Raw genomic sequence first — 15017 nt, 5'->3', positions numbered from 1 at the left:
CGGCCCTCCCCGCTGGACGGGACGGCTTTTGGCAAACACAAAAATGGCGGAAGGAAAGCCCCCAATGGCTGAAAGCACTTTCGACGTCGTCGTGGTCGGCGGCGGTCCCGGCGGGTATGTCTGCGCGATCCGTGCGGCGCAGCTCGGTTTCAAGGTTGCCTGCGTCGAGAAGCGCAGCGCGCTGGGCGGCACCTGCCTGAACGTCGGCTGCATCCCGTCCAAGGCGCTGCTCGCCGCGTCGGAGAAGTACGAGGAGGCCAAGCACGGCCTCGCCAAGTTCGGCATCAAGGTCGGCGGCGTCGAGCTGGACCTGCCGGGCATGCTGTCCCACAAGGACAAGGTCGTCAAAGAGAACACCGGCGGCATCGAGTTCCTGTTCAAGAAGAACAAGATCGCCTGGCTGAAGGGTGCCGGCCGCATCACCGCCCCGAACACCGTCGAGGTCGAAGGTGTCGGCACCATCACGGCGTCCAAGGCCATCGTGATCGCCACCGGCTCGGAAGTCACCCCGCTGCCGGGCATCGAGATCGACGAGCAGAAGATCGTCTCCTCCACCGGCGCCCTGGAGCTGCCGGAGGTGCCGAAGCGACTCGTCGTCATCGGCGGCGGCGTGATCGGTCTTGAACTGGGCTCGGTCTGGGGCCGCCTCGGCGCGCAGGTCACCGTGGTCGAGTTCCTCGACCGCATCCTGCCGACCATGGACGGCGAGGTGTCCAAGCAGATGCAGCGCATCCTCGGCAAGCAGGGCATGACCTTCAAGCTCGGCTCCAAGGTCACCGGCGCCAAGGTCACCAACACCGGCGTCACCCTGTCGGTCGAGCCCGCCGCCGGCGGCACCGCCGAGGAGGTCGAGGCCGACGTCGTGCTGGTCGCCATCGGGCGCCGGGCCTACACCAACGGGCTGGGCCTCGACGCCGTCGGCGTGGAGATGGACAACCGCGGCCGCGTGAAGATCGGCAAGCATTTCGAGACCAACGTGCCGGGCATCTACGCCATCGGCGACGTGGTCGAAGGCCCGATGCTGGCCCACAAGGCCGAGGAGGAGGGCGTCGCGCTCGCCGAGCTGCTGGCCGGTCAGGCGGGCCACGTCAACCACGACCTCGTTCCCGGCGTCGTCTACACGTGGCCGGAAGTGGCCGCGGTCGGCAAGACCGAGGAGGAGCTGAAGGCCGCCGGCGTCGCCTACAAAGCGGGCAAGTTCCCCTTCACCGCCAACGGCCGCGCCCGCGCCAGCGGCACGACCGACGGCTTCGTGAAGATCCTGGCCGACGCGCGCACCGACAAGGTGCTGGGCGTCCACATGGTCGGCCCGAACGTGTCGGAGATGGTGGCCGAGTTGGCCGTGGCGATGGAGTTCAGCGCGTCCGCCGAGGACATCGCCCGCACCTGCCACGCCCACCCGACCCTGTCGGAAGTGACCAAGGAAGCCGCCCTCGCCGTGGACGGCCGCGCCCTGCACATCTAAGGCGCGTTTCTCTCATAACCCTCTCCCTTCTGGGGAGAGGGTGCCCGCGAAGCGGGCGGTGAGGGGGGTGCGCTTTTGCCGGACGCACCGCCACGCGCAACCCCCTCACCCTGACCCTCTCCCCAGAGGGGAGAGGGGACTCCGACCCTATGGCGTCTTCTTCGCCCGCGGGTGCGCCGAGCGGTACACCTGCATCAGCTGCTCGCTCTCCACGTCCGTGTAGCGCTGCGTCGTCGACAGCGAGGCGTGGCCCAGCAGATCCTGGATCGCCCGCAGATCGCCGCCGTCCGCCAGCAGATGCGTGGCGAAGCTGTGCCGCAACGCGTGCGGCGTCGCGGTCTCCGGCAACCCCATCAGGCGGCGCAGGTCGCGCATCCGCCGTTGCGCGATGGCCGGGGCGAGCTGCCCGCCGCGCACCCCGACGAACAGCGGCGCGTCCGGCCCTTGGCGGTAGGGGCAGGCGTCCATGTAGGCGCGCACCGCCTCCGTCACCACCGGCAGCACCGGGACGATCCGTTCCTTGTTGCCCTTGCCGGTGACGCGCAGCGTCTCGCCCAGCGGCGCCTCGCGGCGCGTCAGGTTCAGCGCCTCCGAGATGCGCAGGCCACAGCCGTAGAGCAGGGTGAACAGCGCCCGGTCGCGCTTGCCGACCCAGGGCTCGTCCGGCTCCTTCTCCGACTCCTCCAGCAGCCGGTCGGCGTCCAGCACGGTCAGCGGCTTCGGCGCCGGACGCTTGATGCGCGGGCCGGAGAAGGTGTTGATCGCCGGGTTGTGCAGGCGTCCGTCGCGGTCCATCCAGCGGAAGAGGTTGCGCACCGACGACAGGGCGCGCGACCGACTGTTGGAGCCGATCCCCTTCATGGCGAGGTGGGACAGCCAGGAGCGGAAATCGGTGACGGTCAGCGCGGCGAGGTCGTTCATCGACGGTGGCTTGGCCTGATAGCCGGTGATGAACTCCAGGAAGGTCGCAACGTCGCCGATGTAGGCGGTCAGCGTGTGGGGCGAGACGTTGCGCTCGCTCTCCATCCAGCGGCGCCAGTGCACCAGCACGTCCTGCACATCGGGCTGGGCGGCGAAGCCGAGAACGGGGTTCTGTTTTCCGGTCATGCGTTCCGTGGGGTCAGGCCGGCAGTTCGAGCCAGCCGCGGATCACCCGCTCGACCACGCGGGCGAGGAAGCCGATCAGCTCGGTGCCCTGGCCGCTGTGGAAGCTGTCGGGCTCTCGGCTGCCAAAGGCCAGCATGCCGTCCGGCGTCTCGCTGGACACCTGGAGGCGGATCAGAACCTCCGACCGCACCAGCCCGGCGCCGGGACCGTACAACTCCGGGTCGCCCTGGATGTCGGCGTTCAGCGCCACGTCGGCCTTGCCCAGCCAGCGGTCGACGGTCCCCGGCTCGACCACCCGCACGCCGGAGGTCTGGACATGTGGGGTGTCCTGGCCGTTCGATTCGACGATCAGGCAGGCGACGTCCAGGTCGAGCAGCACCGCCAGATCGGTGGTGATGGTCTGGATGAGCTGCTCGAAGCTCTGGGCGTCGAGGAGGAACAGCACCGCCGCGTGGATGCGGTTCTGGCTGTTCATGTTGGCGCGCGAGGTGCCGATCAGCTCGCGCTGCTGGTCCTTCAGCAGGCGGACCTCGCCGCGCAGACGCTCGACCATGTAGGCCTGCAGGTCCACCACCCCGCGCCCGCGGTCCTGCAACGGCGGGGTCAGGTGGTGGACCAGATCGCCGTGATGGACCAGGAAGTCGGGATGGTCCCGCAGGTAGGCGTGCACCTCCTCGGCGGTCGGCGCGTCCTTCCTGTGGGGGGTGTGTCCCGGCTCCCGGCCCATGCTGCCGTCCTCAGAGGATGGACTGGCCGGTCTTCTGCCAATCGGCGACGAACTGGGCGAGGCCCTTGTCGGTCAGCGGATGGTTGAAGAGCTGCTTCAGCACCGACGGCGGGGCGGTGACGACGTGGGCGCCCAGGCGGGCGGAGTCGACGATGTGGATCGGGTTGCGGATCGAGGCGACCAGCACTTCGGTCTTGAAGTAATCGTAATTGCTGTAAATCTCCACGATGTCGGCGATCAGGCCCATGCCGTCCTGCCCGATGTCGTCCAGGCGGCCGACGAAGGGCGACACGAAGCTGGCGCCGGCCTTGGCGGCCAGGATGGCCTGCGCCGGGGAGAAGCACAGCGTGACGTTGACCATCGTCCCTTCGGAGGACAGCGCCTTGCACGTCTTCAGGCCGGCCTGGGTGAGCGGAACCTTGACCGCGACGTTGTCGGCGATCTTGGCAAGCTTCTTTCCTTCCGCCAGCATGGTCTCGAAGTCGGTGGACGCCACCTCGGCGCTGACCGGGCCGCTCACCACATCACAAATTTCGGCCACGAGGTCGAGGAAGCTGCGACCGGTCTTGGCGACGAGGGAGGGGTTGGTGGTAACACCGTCCAGCAGGCCGGTGTCGGCCAGATCGCGGATCTCGGCGATGTCGGCGGTGTCAACGAAGAACTTCATGACCTGGAATCCATACTTGCTGAGGAAGACCGTGCCCTGTTTCCCGGGATTCGCTGCCCGGCGTCGCGGCCAGGGGGCACTCTAGCCGATGCGTGAAAATTCCGCCAGATCCGGGGCCGGTTCCGGAGATTCAGCGCAGGCTCTTCTGCCGGGCACGGTGCCGCCGGATGCGGACCCGCGCGTCCGCGTGCTGCTGCCGCTGCCGCTGCGCGAGGCCTACGATTACCGCGTGCCCGCCGGAATGACCCTCGTCCCCGGCGATTACGTGGAGGTTCCGCTGGGGCCGCGCCGCGTGCTGGGGGTGGTGTGGGGCGACGGTGCCGGAGTCGTGGAGGCCGCCCGGCTGAAGCCGGTGGTCCGCCGCTTCGACGTGCCGCCGATGCCCGAGGTCGAGCGCAAGTTCGTGGAGTGGGTCGCCGCCTACACCATGACGCCGCCGGGCCACGTGCTGCGCATGGCGATCAGCGTGCCGTCGGCGCTGGAGCCGGCGAAGGCCATGCTCGCCTACCTGCGCAAGCCCGATGCCGAACCGCCGCCCGGCTTCAAGATGACCGACCCGCGGCGGCGCGTTCTCGCCCTGCTGGACGACGGCCCGCCGCGCACCCCGGCGGAGTTGGCGGAGGAGGCCGGCTGCGGCGTCACCGTGGTGCGCGGGCTGGCCGAGGCCGGGCTGCTGGAGCCGGTGCTGCTCCAGCCGACCAAGCTCGGGCGGCCCGACTGCCACCGTCCCGGCCCCACCCTGTCCGCCGACCAGGAGGCTGCGGCGGCGGACCTGCGCGCCCGCGTGGAGTCCGGCGTCTATTCCACCGTGCTGCTCGACGGGGTGACCGGTTCCGGCAAGACGGAGGTCTATTACGAAGCCATCGCCGCCGCCCTGAAGGCCGGCAAGCAGGCGCTGGTCCTGCTTCCGGAAATCGCCCTGTCGGCGCAGTGGCTGGAGCGCTTCGCCCGCCGCTTCGGCGCGCCGCCGGCGGAGTGGCATTCCGAGCTGACCGGGGCACAGCGCCGCGACACCTGGAGGGCGGTGGCGAACGGCGAGGTTCCGGTGGTCGTCGGAGCCCGTTCCGCCCTGTTCCTGCCCTACAAGAACCTCGGTGTCATCATCATCGACGAGGAGCACGACTCCGCCTACAAGCAGGAGGAGGGGTCGATCTACCACGCCCGCGACATGGCCGTCGCGCGGGCGCATCTCGGCGGCATCCCCACCGTGCTGGTCTCCGCCACGCCATCGCTGGAGACCAAGGTCAACGCCGACAGCAACCGCTACGCCCGCATCGAGCTGCCGGGTCGCCACGGCGGTGCGGTGCTGCCCGACGTCGAGCTGGTGGACCTGCGCAAGGACCGGCCGCCGGCCCGCCACTGGCTGGCCCCGTCGCTGAAGAAGGCCATCGAGCAGACGCTGGCGGAGAAGGAGCAGGTGATGCTGTTCCTCAACCGCCGCGGCTACGCCCCGCTGACGCTGTGCCGGGCCTGCGGGCACCGGCTGCAATGCCCCAACTGCACGGCGTGGCTGGTCGAGCACCGGCTGGCCCGCAAGCTCCAGTGCCACCATTGCGGCCTGTCGCAGCCGCTCTCCCCGACCTGCCCGGAATGCGGCGAGGAAGGGACCCTGGCCGCCTGCGGTCCGGGCGTGGAGCGCATCGCCGAGGAGGTGGCGGAGCTGTTCCCCGACGCCCGCGCCGCCATCATGGCGTCGGACACGCTGTTCGGCCCCCGCGCCATCCAGGAGATGGTCCGCCGCATCGCCGACCACGAGCTGGACATCCTGATCGGCACCCAGGTGATGGCGAAGGGCCACCATTTCCCCATGCTGACCCTGGTCGGGGTGGTGGACGCGGACCTCGGGCTGGCCGGCGGCGATTTGCGGGCGGGGGAGCGGACCTACCAGCTCCTCCATCAGGTGGCCGGGCGCGCCGGGCGCGGCGAGCGGCCGGGACGGGTCATGCTGCAGACTTATATGCCGGAACATCCGGTGATGCAGGCGCTGGCCGCTGGGGACCGCGACGGCTTCTACCAGCTGGAGGCGGAGATGCGGCTGGAGGCCGGGATGCCGCCCTTCGGACGGCTGGCCGCCCTGATCGTGTCGGGGGAGGACGCGGCGGCGGTGGAGAAGCTGTCCATCGCCCTGGGCCGCGCGGCGCCGCGCAGCGACACCGTTGCCGTGCTGGGTCCGGCCCCGGCGCCGCTGGCCCTGCTGCGCGGGCGTCACCGGCGGCGTCTGTTGCTGAAGGCGCCGCGCACCGTTCAGGTGCAACCCCTGATCGCCCAGTGGCTGGAGCAGGTGGACATTCCGCCCAACGTGCGCGTGCAGGTGGATGTGGACCCCTACAGCTTCCTGTAATGGCGCAGCTTCCGCTAAGAAATGTCGGGTTCCTGTAAAGGGGGGCTGCGACGGATTGTCCCTGCGCGCTCCGCAGGGCACCTGTGACGTTTGGTCCGTTGCGGCCAGCGGGTCATGGTATTACCAGAGTATGGAAGTCATCTTTCGCTGAGCGATCTCATGTCCAGGCTGCGCGATCGTTTCCACGTCCATACCTTGCTGACGGTTCTTCCAGTTCTCGCCCTGCTGGCCATCATCGCGCTGGCGGCGGGCGTGCCCGCCCAGACCCGGGGGACGGAATCGGATGCCAAGGCGCTGCTCGACAAGACCAGCGGCTATCTGCGCCAGCACGGCGCGGAGGGCGCGCCGGAGGCTTTCGCCCAGCGCGACGGCGCGCTGATCGACCGCGACCTCTACCCGATGCTGATCGACCGCGACGGCGTGATGGTGGCCCACGGATGGACGCCGTCGCTGAACGGCGTGAACCTCAAGGACCTGAAGGACGTCGACGGCAAGCCCTTCATCCAGGAGGCGCTGGACATCGTGGCGGAGCGGGACTCGGGCGCCGTCAGCTACAAATGGACGGATCCACTGTCCGGCCAGATCGCGCCGAAGACGATGATCGTGCGCCGCATCATTCTGGGCGGCGAGCCCTATCTGCTGTCGGTCGGCGTCTACCGCTGACCGGGTTCGTCGGTGGGCGATCCGGCAGGTCGTCGGGCGGTCGACTCGGACTTTTCCGAAGGGTGAAAAAGGCGCTCAGAGCACCGAGACGGAGCGGTCGGTCCGCGGGCGCGGGCGCCAGATCGACAGGCATTCGGCGGCGCTGCCTCCCGATCCGATGCCGTACCAGCCGGAGCGGTCGTTGAAGGACAGGCTGTAGCGCCCGCGCCCGTCGCGCTCGAACCGGAAGACGGGACGGTCCACGCCGGGCAAGAGAACGAGGAGCCGGTCATGCTCCCGGCCCGTTTCGCGGATGACCCCGGCCCAATGGCCAAGGCGCAGCTTCGGCTCGGCCACCGCCTCGAAGTCGTTGAGGTCGGCGGGCGTGAAGCGGGCGCAGGAAAAAGCGACGACGGTCATGATTGGCCTGGGTTTGTCCTGTCAGACGGGCTATGGGGCGACCGTGCGCGTGAATGGTTAAACGGGTGTTAAGTGGCGCGTTAGGTCACAGTCTGGTCCCTGGACCGTCGCGGAACGGGACCCGGAAAAACGGACCGCGAAGGGGGCAGGGCCTGCGGGCGCCGAGGTGATCCGTTGCGGTTGTGAAGTGGTATGCCCATTTCCAGCGCCCGCCGCCAAGAACGGACCTCACGCCGCAGGGGCGCAAAACGCCGCACGCAAGCCGCGTGCAAATTGTCCAGACCCCGTTGCGCAGGGCCTAATCCTGTGATATTGGACCGCTCGCTTTCGCGGGCTGGGCCGCCGCGATGTGGGTTTTGCCCTATTTAAGGCCCTGAAAATTCACCGTCTACCGAACTCAATTCGAGGGATCAGGTGGCAATCGAAGGTACAGGCGTTTCCGAACTCGCTACGCGCTACTCCATCGCGCTGTTCGAGCTTGCGGACGAGAACAAAGCGTTGGATCAGGTCGCGAGCGATCTGGTTGCGCTGAAGCAAATCCTGGCTGAGAGCGCCGACCTTCGCCGCCTCGTCCGCAGTCCCGTGATCAGCCGCGCCGACCAAGGCCGGGCGATGGCCGCGGTTCTGGACCGCGCCGAAGTGTCCGATCTGACCAAGCGCTTCATCGGGCTGGTGGCCAAGAACCGCCGCCTGTTCGCGCTGGAAGGCATGATCGAAGGCTATCTCGCCGAACTGGCCCGCCGTCGCGGCGAAGTGACCGCCCAGGTCACCTCCGCCCAGCCGCTGAGCGACGCTCAGCTGGCCGCGGTCACCGACACGCTGAAGGCGTCGATCGGCTCCAAGGTGTTGGTCAACACCTCGGTCGATCCCGCGCTGATCGGGGGCATGATCGTTAAGTTCGGCTCGCGCATGGTCGACACCTCGGTGCGCACGAAGCTGAACAAATTGCAACTCGCCATGAAGGCCTCAGGGGGATCAGTCTGATGGATATCCGCGCCGCAGAAATCTCTGCGATCCTCAAGCAGCAGATCGCGAATTTCGGGACCGAGGCGGACGTCGCCGAGGTCGGTCAGGTCCTCTCCGTGGGTGACGGTGTCGCCCGCGTGCACGGCCTGGACAACGTGCGCGCCGGCGAGATGGTCGAGTTCCCCGGTGGCATCAAGGGCATGGCGCTGAACCTCGAGACCGACAACGTCGGCGTCGTGATCTTCGGCACCGACAGCGAGATCAAGGAAGGCGACACCGTCAAGCGCACGGGCACCATCGTGGACGTGCCGGTCGGCAAGGGTCTGCTGGGCCGCGTCGTGGACGGCCTGGGCAACCCGATCGACGGCAAGGGCCCGCTGGTGGACGTCACCCGCACCCGCGTCGAGGTCAAGGCCCCCGGCATCATCCCGCGCAAGTCGGTGCACGAGCCGATGCAGACCGGCCTGAAGGCCGTCGACAGCCTGGTTCCGATCGGCCGCGGCCAGCGCGAGCTGATCATCGGTGACCGCCAGACCGGCAAGACCGCCGTCGTCATCGACACCTTCCTGAACCAGAAGCCGATCAACCAGGGCGACGACGAGAGCAAGAAGCTCTACTGCATCTACGTCGCCGTCGGTCAGAAGCGCTCGACCGTCGCCCAGATCGTCAAGACGCTGGAAGACGCCGGCGCCCTGGAATACTCCATCGTCGTCGCGGCCACCGCGTCGGAGCCGGCCCCGCTGCAGTTCCTGGCGCCGTACACCGGCTGCACGATGGGCGAGTACTTCCGCGACAACGGCATGCACGCCCTGATCGTGTACGATGACCTGTCCAAGCAGGCCGTCGCCTACCGTCAGATGTCGCTGCTGCTCCGCCGTCCGCCGGGCCGCGAAGCCTACCCGGGCGACGTGTTCTACCTCCACAGCCGCCTGCTCGAGCGCGCCGCCAAGATGGGCGACGCCCACGGCAACGGCTCGCTGACCGCCCTGCCGGTCATCGAGACGCAGGCCGGCGACGTGTCGGCCTACATCCCGACGAACGTGATCTCGATCACCGACGGCCAGATCTTCCTCGAGACGGGCCTGTTCTATAAGGGCATCCGTCCGGCCATCAACGTCGGCCTGTCGGTGTCGCGCGTCGGCTCCGCCGCCCAGATCAAGGCGATGAAGCAGGTCGCGGGCACCATCAAGATGGAGCTGGCCCAGTACCGCGAGATGGCCGCCTTCGCGCAGTTCGCCTCGGACCTCGACGCCGCCACCCAGCGCCTGCTGGCCCGCGGCGCCCGTCTGACCGAGCTGCTGAAGCAGCCGCAGTTCCAGCCGCTGCCGGTCGAAGAGCAGGTCGTGTCGATCTTCTCGGGCGTGAAGGGCTACCTCGACAAGATCAAGGTCGAGGACGTCAACCGCTTCGAGCAGAAGTTCCTCGCCGAGGTCCGGTCCAAGGGGGCCGACATCCTGGCGACGATCCGCAACGAGAAGCAGATCACCTCTGCGACCGAGGAGCGCCTGAAGGCCTTCCTCGACAACTTCTCCAAGGTGTTCGTCTGATCGACGGCGGGGGCGCAGTCCCTGCGCCCCGTCCGTCAACCCGAACGACCCCGAGCGGAATGAAGGGCCGGCATGCCTAACCTCAAGGACCTAAAGAACCGGATCGCCAGCGTCCAATCGACGCGGAAGATCACCTCGGCGATGAAGATGGTCGCCGCCTCCAAGCTCCGCCGTGCGCAGGAGCAGGCGGAAGCCGGTCGTCCCTACGCCGAGCGCATGGGCCGCATGCTGGCCTCTCTCGCGGCCAACGTGCAGGACTCGGGCAACGGCCCGAAGCTGATGACCGGCACCGGTTCCGATCAGGTGCATCTCCTCGTCATCATCAGCTCCGACCGTGGCCTGTGCGGCGCCTTCAACGGCGCCATCGTCCGTGAGTCCCGCCGCCAGATCCAGCGCCTCCAGTCGGAAGGCAAGACGGTCAAGCTGCTCACCGTCGGCCGCAAGGCCCGCGACCAGCTGCGCCGCGAGTTCGGCTCGCTGATCGTCGAGACCTACGAGGATGTGGGCCGCCGCAAGCTGTCCTTCGCCGACGCCGATGTCGTCGCGCAGAAGGTTCTGGCGATGTACGACGCGGGCGAGTTCGACGTCTGCTCGGTGATCTTCAACAAGTTCAAGTCGGCGATCTCCCAGATCGTGACCGTCCAGCAGCTCGTTCCCTTCGCCGTCGAGGCGCAGGCGGACGAGGAGGCCGCGGGCGCCGAGGTCAAGGCGATCTACGAGTTCGAGCCCGACGAGGAGCAGATCCTCGCCGAGCTGCTGCCGCGCAACCTGTCGATCCAGGTTTATCGCGCCCTCCTGGAAAGCGCCGCGTCCGAACAGGGCGCCCGCATGACCGCGATGGACAACGCGACGCGCAACGCCGGCGACATGATCAACAAGCTGACGATCACCTACAACCGCACGCGCCAGGCCTACATCACCAAGGAGCTGATCGAGATCATCTCCGGCGCCGAGGCGGTTTAACGGCGCAGCGTTCGCGGTCGATACGACGGCACATCCGACAATTATCGAGTTCCGAGGGAGCTTTACTCCATGGCCACCACCACCCAGGCGACGAACGCCGTCGGCAAGATCACGCAGGTCACGGGCGCCGTTGTCGACGTCCAGTTCGACGGCGAGCTGCCGGCCATTCTGAACGCTCTGCACACCCAGAACGACGGCAAGGTCCTCGTGCTCGAGGTTGCCCAGCACCTCGGCGAGAGCACCGTCCGCGCCATCGCCATGGACAGCACCGACGGCCTGGTCCGCGGCGCCGAAGTGACGGACACCGGCGCCCCGATCGCCGTGCCGGTCGGCCCGGCCACCCTCGGCCGCATCATCAACGTGATCGGTGAGCCGATCGACGAGCGCGGCGACGTCGGCGCCGAGCGCACCCTGCCGATCCACCGTGCGGCCCCGGACTTCGTCGAGCAGTCGACGGACGCCGAAGTGCTGATCACCGGCATCAAGGTCATCGACCTGCTGGCTCCCTACGCCAAGGGCGGCAAGATCGGCCTGTTCGGCGGCGCCGGCGTGGGCAAGACCGTGACCATCATGGAGCTGATCAACAACGTCGCGAAGGCGCACGGCGGCGTGTCCGTGTTCGCGGGCGTGGGCGAGCGCACCCGTGAGGGCAACGACCTCTACCACGAGATGATCGAGTCGGGCGTCATCAAGCTCGACGGCCCGGGCTCCAAGGTGGCCCTGGTGTACGGCCAGATGAACGAGCCGCCGGGCGCGCGCGCCCGCGTCGCCCTGTCCGGTCTGACCCTCGCGGAGTACTTCCGCGACGAGGAAGGCCAGGACGTGCTGTTCTTCGTGGACAACATCTTCCGCTTCACGCAGGCCGGTTCGGAAGTGTCGGCTCTGCTGGGCCGCATCCCGTCGGCGGTGGGTTACCAGCCGACGCTGGCCACCGACATGGGCGCCCTGCAGGAGCGCATCACCTCCACGAAGAAGGGGTCGATCACCTCGGTGCAGGCCATTTACGTGCCCGCCGACGATCTGACCGACCCGGCCCCGGCCACCTCCTTCGCCCACCTGGACGCCACCACGGTGCTGTCGCGTTCGATCGCTGAAATGGCGATCTTCCCGGCGGTGGACCCGCTGGACTCGACCAGCCGCATCCTGGACCCGCGCGTCGTCGGTGAGGAGCACTACACCGTCGCCCGTTCGGTGCAGCGCGTTCTGCAGACCTACAAGTCGCTGCAGGACATCATCGCGATCCTGGGCATGGACGAGCTGTCGGAAGAGGACAAGCTGGTCGTGGCCCGCGCCCGCAAGATCCAGCGCTTCCTGTCGCAGCCGTTCCACGTCGCCGAGGTGTTCACCGGCACCCCGGGCGTGCTCGTCAGCCTGGAAGACACCATCAAGGGCTTCAAGGGCATCGTGAACGGCGACTACGACCACCTGCCGGAAGCGGCCTTCTACATGGTCGGCACCATCGACGAAGCCATCGCCAAGGCGAAGAAGCTGGCCGCCGAAGCCGCCTGATCAGGGTCGGCTGACGTTCGGTAACGAGGCTAACCCTCTCCTCCGCCCGCGCGGGGGAGGGGGTTCTTATGAAGAGGCACCAGGAAACCCATGGCCGATAAAGTCGAATTCGAGCTGGTCTCTCCGGAGAAGCTGCTGACCTCGCAGCCCGTCGACATGGTCGTGGTGCCGGGTTCGGAAGGTGACTTCGGCGTCCTCGCCGGCCACTCGCCGATGATTTCGACCGTCCGTCCGGGCGTGATCGACGTCTACGAGGCCGATCGCGTGGTCGACCGGGTGTTCGTCGCCGGCGGCTTCGCCGAGGTGACCGAGACCCGCTGCACCGTCCTGGCCGAGGAGGCCATCGCGGTTGCCGAGATCGACCGCGCCAAGGTCGAGCAGCAGATCCGCGACCTGGGCGAGGATCTGGAAGACGCCAAGTCCGATGACGAGAAGGCCCGCGTGGAGGCGAAGATCGCCATCGCCCGCGCCAAGCTCGACGCGACCGGCGCGACCACGCACTGACAGCGGGCACGGCCCGGCGGCGGCGAACGCCGGCTGGGCCGTTTCCGTTGCATTGCGCCTTCGCAGCCATACATAGTATCCCGCAAGGGATCGAACGCCTCCCGGCCCGTCCGTCGAGGCGTTTTTGTTTTTATGGTCCTGTTCTCCGTCAGAGCGTGGAACAACCGGCCCGGAACGGCGGCCAGCAGCGGGAGTGGAGTGTGGCGTTGCACTGGAAATACGAAGAGCTTCCCTGGGATCAATTGGACCACGGCAAGGTCGATCCCGATCTCGTCCCGCTCATCAAGGCGGCGGCCCTGGTGGAGTTCAACGCCGACGACTACACGGCCTATCTCTGCAACGTCTTCCACGACGATCCCGAGTTCCAGGAGGTCGCGCACGGCTGGGCGGTCGAAGAGGTCCAGCATGGCCGCGCGCTCGGCAAATGGGCGGAGCTGGTCGATCCGACCTTCAACTTCGACCGGGCCGTCGAGCGCTTCCGCGCCGGCTACAAGGTGCCGATCGACCTCGACGCCTCGGTCCGCGGCTCGCGCACCGGCGAGATGATCGCCCGCTGCATGGTCGAGACCGGCACCAGCAGCTACTACGCGGCCATCGGCGACTCGACGGACGAACCGGTCCTCAAGCTGATCTGCAAGAACATCGCCGCCGACGAGTTGCGCCACTTCAAGCTCTTCTACACCTACACGAAGAAGTATCTGGAGCTGGAGCAGCTCAACAAGTTCCAGCGGCTCAAGGTGGCGCTGTCGCGCATCGGCGAGTCGGAGGACGACGAGCTGGCCTACGCCTACTACGCGGCCAACGCGCCGGAAGGCGAGCCCTACGCGCACAAGACCTACAATCAGGCCTACATGCGTCGCGCCTACGGCCGCTACCGGCCCAAGCACGTCGACCGCGCGGTGGCGATGGTCTTCAAGGCCTGCGGGCTGAAGCCGCACACCCGCTTCTACAGCGTCGCGGCCCGCGGCGCCTGGTGGCTGATCGAAAGCCGCGCCAAGCGGCTGGCCAAGGTCGCCTGAACAGGCCGGACTCGGCGGGGTCAGCCCCGCCGCAGAGCCGCGATCACCGGGGCGAACTCCGACAGCACTGACTCGTAGACCGGGCGCTTGAAGGGCACGATCAGGCCGGGCAGATCGTCGGCATCGACCCATTTCCAGGCGTCGAACTCCGGATGCTCGGTGGCGAGGTCGATGTCGGCGTCCGCGCCGGTGAAGCGGGCGGCCAGCCAGACCTGCTCCTGCCCGCGCCAGCGGCCCTTCCAGACCTTGCCCAGCAGATGATCGGGCAGGTCGTAGCGCAGCTTTTCCGCCGTCTCCCCGAGAATTTCGGCCTTGTCCGTGCCGATCTCCTCCTTCAGCTCGCGCAGGGCGGCCTCATGCACGCCCTCGCCCTCGTCGATGCCGCCCTGGGGCATCTGCCAAGCGTCCTTGCTGTCGCAGCGCCGGGCCACGAAGACCTGCCCGCGGTCGTTCAGCAGCATCACCCCCACGCAGGGGCGGTAGGGGAGGGACTCGCGGTCGATGGGCTTCTTGCTCATGCGCCTCATTGCTTCTGCATGTTGGCCACGGCGGAGACCGGCACGATGGCGATGCCACGGTCGGCCAGCCCGGTGAGCCACAGGTTGATCCGTTCGATGGTGCTGGGGTAGGGCGCGCCGATGCCCACCGCGGCCCCGTTGGCCTTGGCGATGGCTTCCAGCTCGGCGAGCTGGTCGTCGATGGCACCGCGCGACAGGTCGCGGTCGATCACGCGGTCGGCGAAGGCCCGCGGCACGCCCGCCTGACCCGCCAGGGTTCCGGCAACGCTGCGCGGGTTGGCGCGGGCGTCGAGCACCATCAGGCCGCGCGCCTTCATAGCCGCGACGACCGGGTTCACCGCGTCGGGGTTGGCGGTGAATTTGCTGCCAGTGGTGCTGGTGATGCCGACATAGCCGACCGCCTTGCCCAGCGACCATTCCAGCCTCTCCATGTTGCGCTCCGGCGGCAGCATGGTGAGAAGGGCGTTGGGGCCGGGGTCGTTGCGTGGGTAGTCCTGCGGCTCCATGGGGACGGAGAGCATCACCTCGTGCCCCTTGCCGCGGGCGCGCTCGACCCAGTTGTCCAGCCGGTCGGCGTAGGGGCTGTCTCTTATACACATCTCCGAGCCCACGAGACTATAAC

General features: G+C 68.0%; 15 protein-coding genes. 9 read left to right on the top strand and 6 right to left on the bottom strand.

Annotated elements, in window-relative coordinates:
* Positions 1 to 64: 64 nt before the first annotated feature.
* Positions 65 to 1465 carry a dihydrolipoyl dehydrogenase gene (gene lpdA / locus Q4I23_RS11865; RefSeq protein ID WP_498526373.1) on the top strand — a complete coding sequence of 467 codons (1401 nt, stop codon included), beginning with the start codon at positions 65 to 67 and terminating at the stop codon, positions 1463 to 1465.
* Between the two features lie 147 nt (positions 1466 to 1612).
* Here lpdA and Q4I23_RS11860 read toward each other — a convergent pair whose 3' ends face one another.
* From Q4I23_RS11860 to fsa, 3 genes are read right to left on the bottom strand one after another with little or no spacing between them, the layout of a single operon-like run.
* Positions 1613 to 2572 (bottom strand): tyrosine recombinase XerC, encoded by a 960-nt coding sequence (locus Q4I23_RS11860; RefSeq protein WP_498526372.1) that lies wholly within the window; start codon positions 2570 to 2572, stop codon positions 1613 to 1615.
* A gap of 13 nt (positions 2573 to 2585) precedes the next feature.
* Complete coding sequence (locus Q4I23_RS11855) at positions 2586 to 3299, bottom strand: DUF484 family protein (protein ID WP_454018845.1); 714 nt, start codon at positions 3297 to 3299, stop codon at positions 2586 to 2588.
* A 10-nt stretch (positions 3300 to 3309) separates the two neighbouring features.
* Complete coding sequence (gene fsa, locus Q4I23_RS11850; protein WP_094301851.1) at positions 3310 to 3966, bottom strand: fructose-6-phosphate aldolase; 657 nt, start codon at positions 3964 to 3966, stop codon at positions 3310 to 3312.
* 88 nt (positions 3967 to 4054) lie between these two features.
* On the opposite strand from fsa, the gene Q4I23_RS11845 reads away from it, so the two are divergent.
* Together Q4I23_RS11845 and Q4I23_RS11840 are read left to right on the top strand one after the other, a co-directional pair.
* Positions 4055 to 6307, top strand: coding sequence for a primosomal protein N' (locus Q4I23_RS11845; protein ID WP_498526371.1), 2253 nt, complete (start codon positions 4055 to 4057; stop codon positions 6305 to 6307).
* 159 nt (positions 6308 to 6466) lie between these two features.
* Positions 6467 to 6970, top strand: coding sequence for a cache domain-containing protein (locus tag Q4I23_RS11840; protein WP_454018847.1), 504 nt, complete (start codon positions 6467 to 6469; stop codon positions 6968 to 6970).
* A 75-nt stretch (positions 6971 to 7045) separates the two neighbouring features.
* Here the strand turns inward: Q4I23_RS11840 and Q4I23_RS11835 are convergent, their stop codons facing one another.
* On the bottom strand, positions 7046 to 7369 hold the full coding sequence (locus tag Q4I23_RS11835) for a hypothetical protein (RefSeq protein WP_149164255.1): 324 nt from the start codon (positions 7367 to 7369) through the stop codon (positions 7046 to 7048).
* Positions 7370 to 7783: 414 nt separating this feature from the next.
* Between Q4I23_RS11835 and Q4I23_RS11830 the strand changes: the two genes are divergently transcribed.
* From Q4I23_RS11830 to Q4I23_RS11805, 6 genes are all read left to right on the top strand, one after another.
* Positions 7784 to 8353, top strand: a complete 570-nt coding sequence (locus Q4I23_RS11830; protein WP_014239438.1) for a F0F1 ATP synthase subunit delta — start codon at positions 7784 to 7786, stop codon at positions 8351 to 8353.
* Positions 8353 to 9882 (top strand): F0F1 ATP synthase subunit alpha, encoded by a 1530-nt coding sequence (gene atpA / locus Q4I23_RS11825; RefSeq protein ID WP_035671446.1) that lies wholly within the window; start codon positions 8353 to 8355, stop codon positions 9880 to 9882. Before Q4I23_RS11830 ends, atpA begins: the two co-directional genes overlap by 1 nt.
* 72 nt (positions 9883 to 9954) lie before the next feature.
* Positions 9955 to 10845, top strand: a complete 891-nt coding sequence (locus Q4I23_RS11820; protein WP_014239440.1) for a F0F1 ATP synthase subunit gamma — start codon at positions 9955 to 9957, stop codon at positions 10843 to 10845.
* 69 nt (positions 10846 to 10914) lie between these two features.
* Positions 10915 to 12354, top strand: a complete 1440-nt coding sequence (atpD, locus tag Q4I23_RS11815) for a F0F1 ATP synthase subunit beta (protein ID WP_014239441.1) — start codon at positions 10915 to 10917, stop codon at positions 12352 to 12354.
* A 90-nt stretch (positions 12355 to 12444) separates the two neighbouring features.
* Positions 12445 to 12858 carry a F0F1 ATP synthase subunit epsilon gene (locus Q4I23_RS11810; RefSeq protein ID WP_014239442.1) on the top strand — a complete coding sequence of 138 codons (414 nt, stop codon included), beginning with the start codon at positions 12445 to 12447 and terminating at the stop codon, positions 12856 to 12858.
* A gap of 200 nt (positions 12859 to 13058) precedes the next feature.
* Entirely contained in the window at positions 13059 to 13877 is an 819-nt protein-coding gene (locus Q4I23_RS11805; RefSeq protein ID WP_145674686.1) for an acyl-ACP desaturase, read from the top strand.
* Positions 13878 to 13897: 20 nt separating this feature from the next.
* Here Q4I23_RS11805 and Q4I23_RS11800 read toward each other — a convergent pair whose 3' ends face one another.
* Both Q4I23_RS11800 and Q4I23_RS11795 read right to left on the bottom strand, forming a co-directional pair.
* Positions 13898 to 14395, bottom strand: coding sequence for an RNA pyrophosphohydrolase (locus Q4I23_RS11800; protein ID WP_498526370.1), 498 nt, complete (start codon positions 14393 to 14395; stop codon positions 13898 to 13900).
* Between the two features lie 5 nt (positions 14396 to 14400).
* Positions 14401 to 15017, bottom strand: a 617-nt coding sequence (locus Q4I23_RS11795; protein WP_498526369.1) for a divergent polysaccharide deacetylase family protein, incomplete at its 5' end; no start/stop codon positions are given.

It is taken from the genome of Azospirillum sp. UFLA03-27, from assembly GCF_059803775.1.
The sequence above is the reverse complement of the archived record's forward strand: the minus strand, read 5'-3'. Positions and strand labels throughout refer to the sequence as shown.

Coding starts and splice junctions, on each gene's coding strand:
- fsa (WP_094301851.1), bottom strand. CDS start 3,966: ATGAAGTTCTTCGTTGACACCGCCGACATCGCCGAGATCCGCGATCTG.
- lpdA (WP_498526373.1), top strand. CDS start 65: ATGGCTGAAAGCACTTTCGACGTCGTCGTGGTCGGCGGCGGTCCCGGC.
- Q4I23_RS11855 (WP_454018845.1), bottom strand. CDS start 3,299: ATGGGCCGGGAGCCGGGACACACCCCCCACAGGAAGGACGCGCCGACC.
- Q4I23_RS11835 (WP_149164255.1), bottom strand. CDS start 7,369: ATGACCGTCGTCGCTTTTTCCTGCGCCCGCTTCACGCCCGCCGACCTC.
- Q4I23_RS11845 (WP_498526371.1), top strand. CDS start 4,055: ATGCGTGAAAATTCCGCCAGATCCGGGGCCGGTTCCGGAGATTCAGCG.
- Q4I23_RS11860 (WP_498526372.1), bottom strand. CDS start 2,572: ATGACCGGAAAACAGAACCCCGTTCTCGGCTTCGCCGCCCAGCCCGAT.
- atpD (WP_014239441.1), top strand. CDS start 10,915: ATGGCCACCACCACCCAGGCGACGAACGCCGTCGGCAAGATCACGCAG.
- Q4I23_RS11840 (WP_454018847.1), top strand. CDS start 6,467: ATGTCCAGGCTGCGCGATCGTTTCCACGTCCATACCTTGCTGACGGTT.
- Q4I23_RS11800 (WP_498526370.1), bottom strand. CDS start 14,395: ATGAGCAAGAAGCCCATCGACCGCGAGTCCCTCCCCTACCGCCCCTGC.
- Q4I23_RS11820 (WP_014239440.1), top strand. CDS start 9,955: ATGCCTAACCTCAAGGACCTAAAGAACCGGATCGCCAGCGTCCAATCG.
- Q4I23_RS11810 (WP_014239442.1), top strand. CDS start 12,445: ATGGCCGATAAAGTCGAATTCGAGCTGGTCTCTCCGGAGAAGCTGCTG.
- atpA (WP_035671446.1), top strand. CDS start 8,353: ATGGATATCCGCGCCGCAGAAATCTCTGCGATCCTCAAGCAGCAGATC.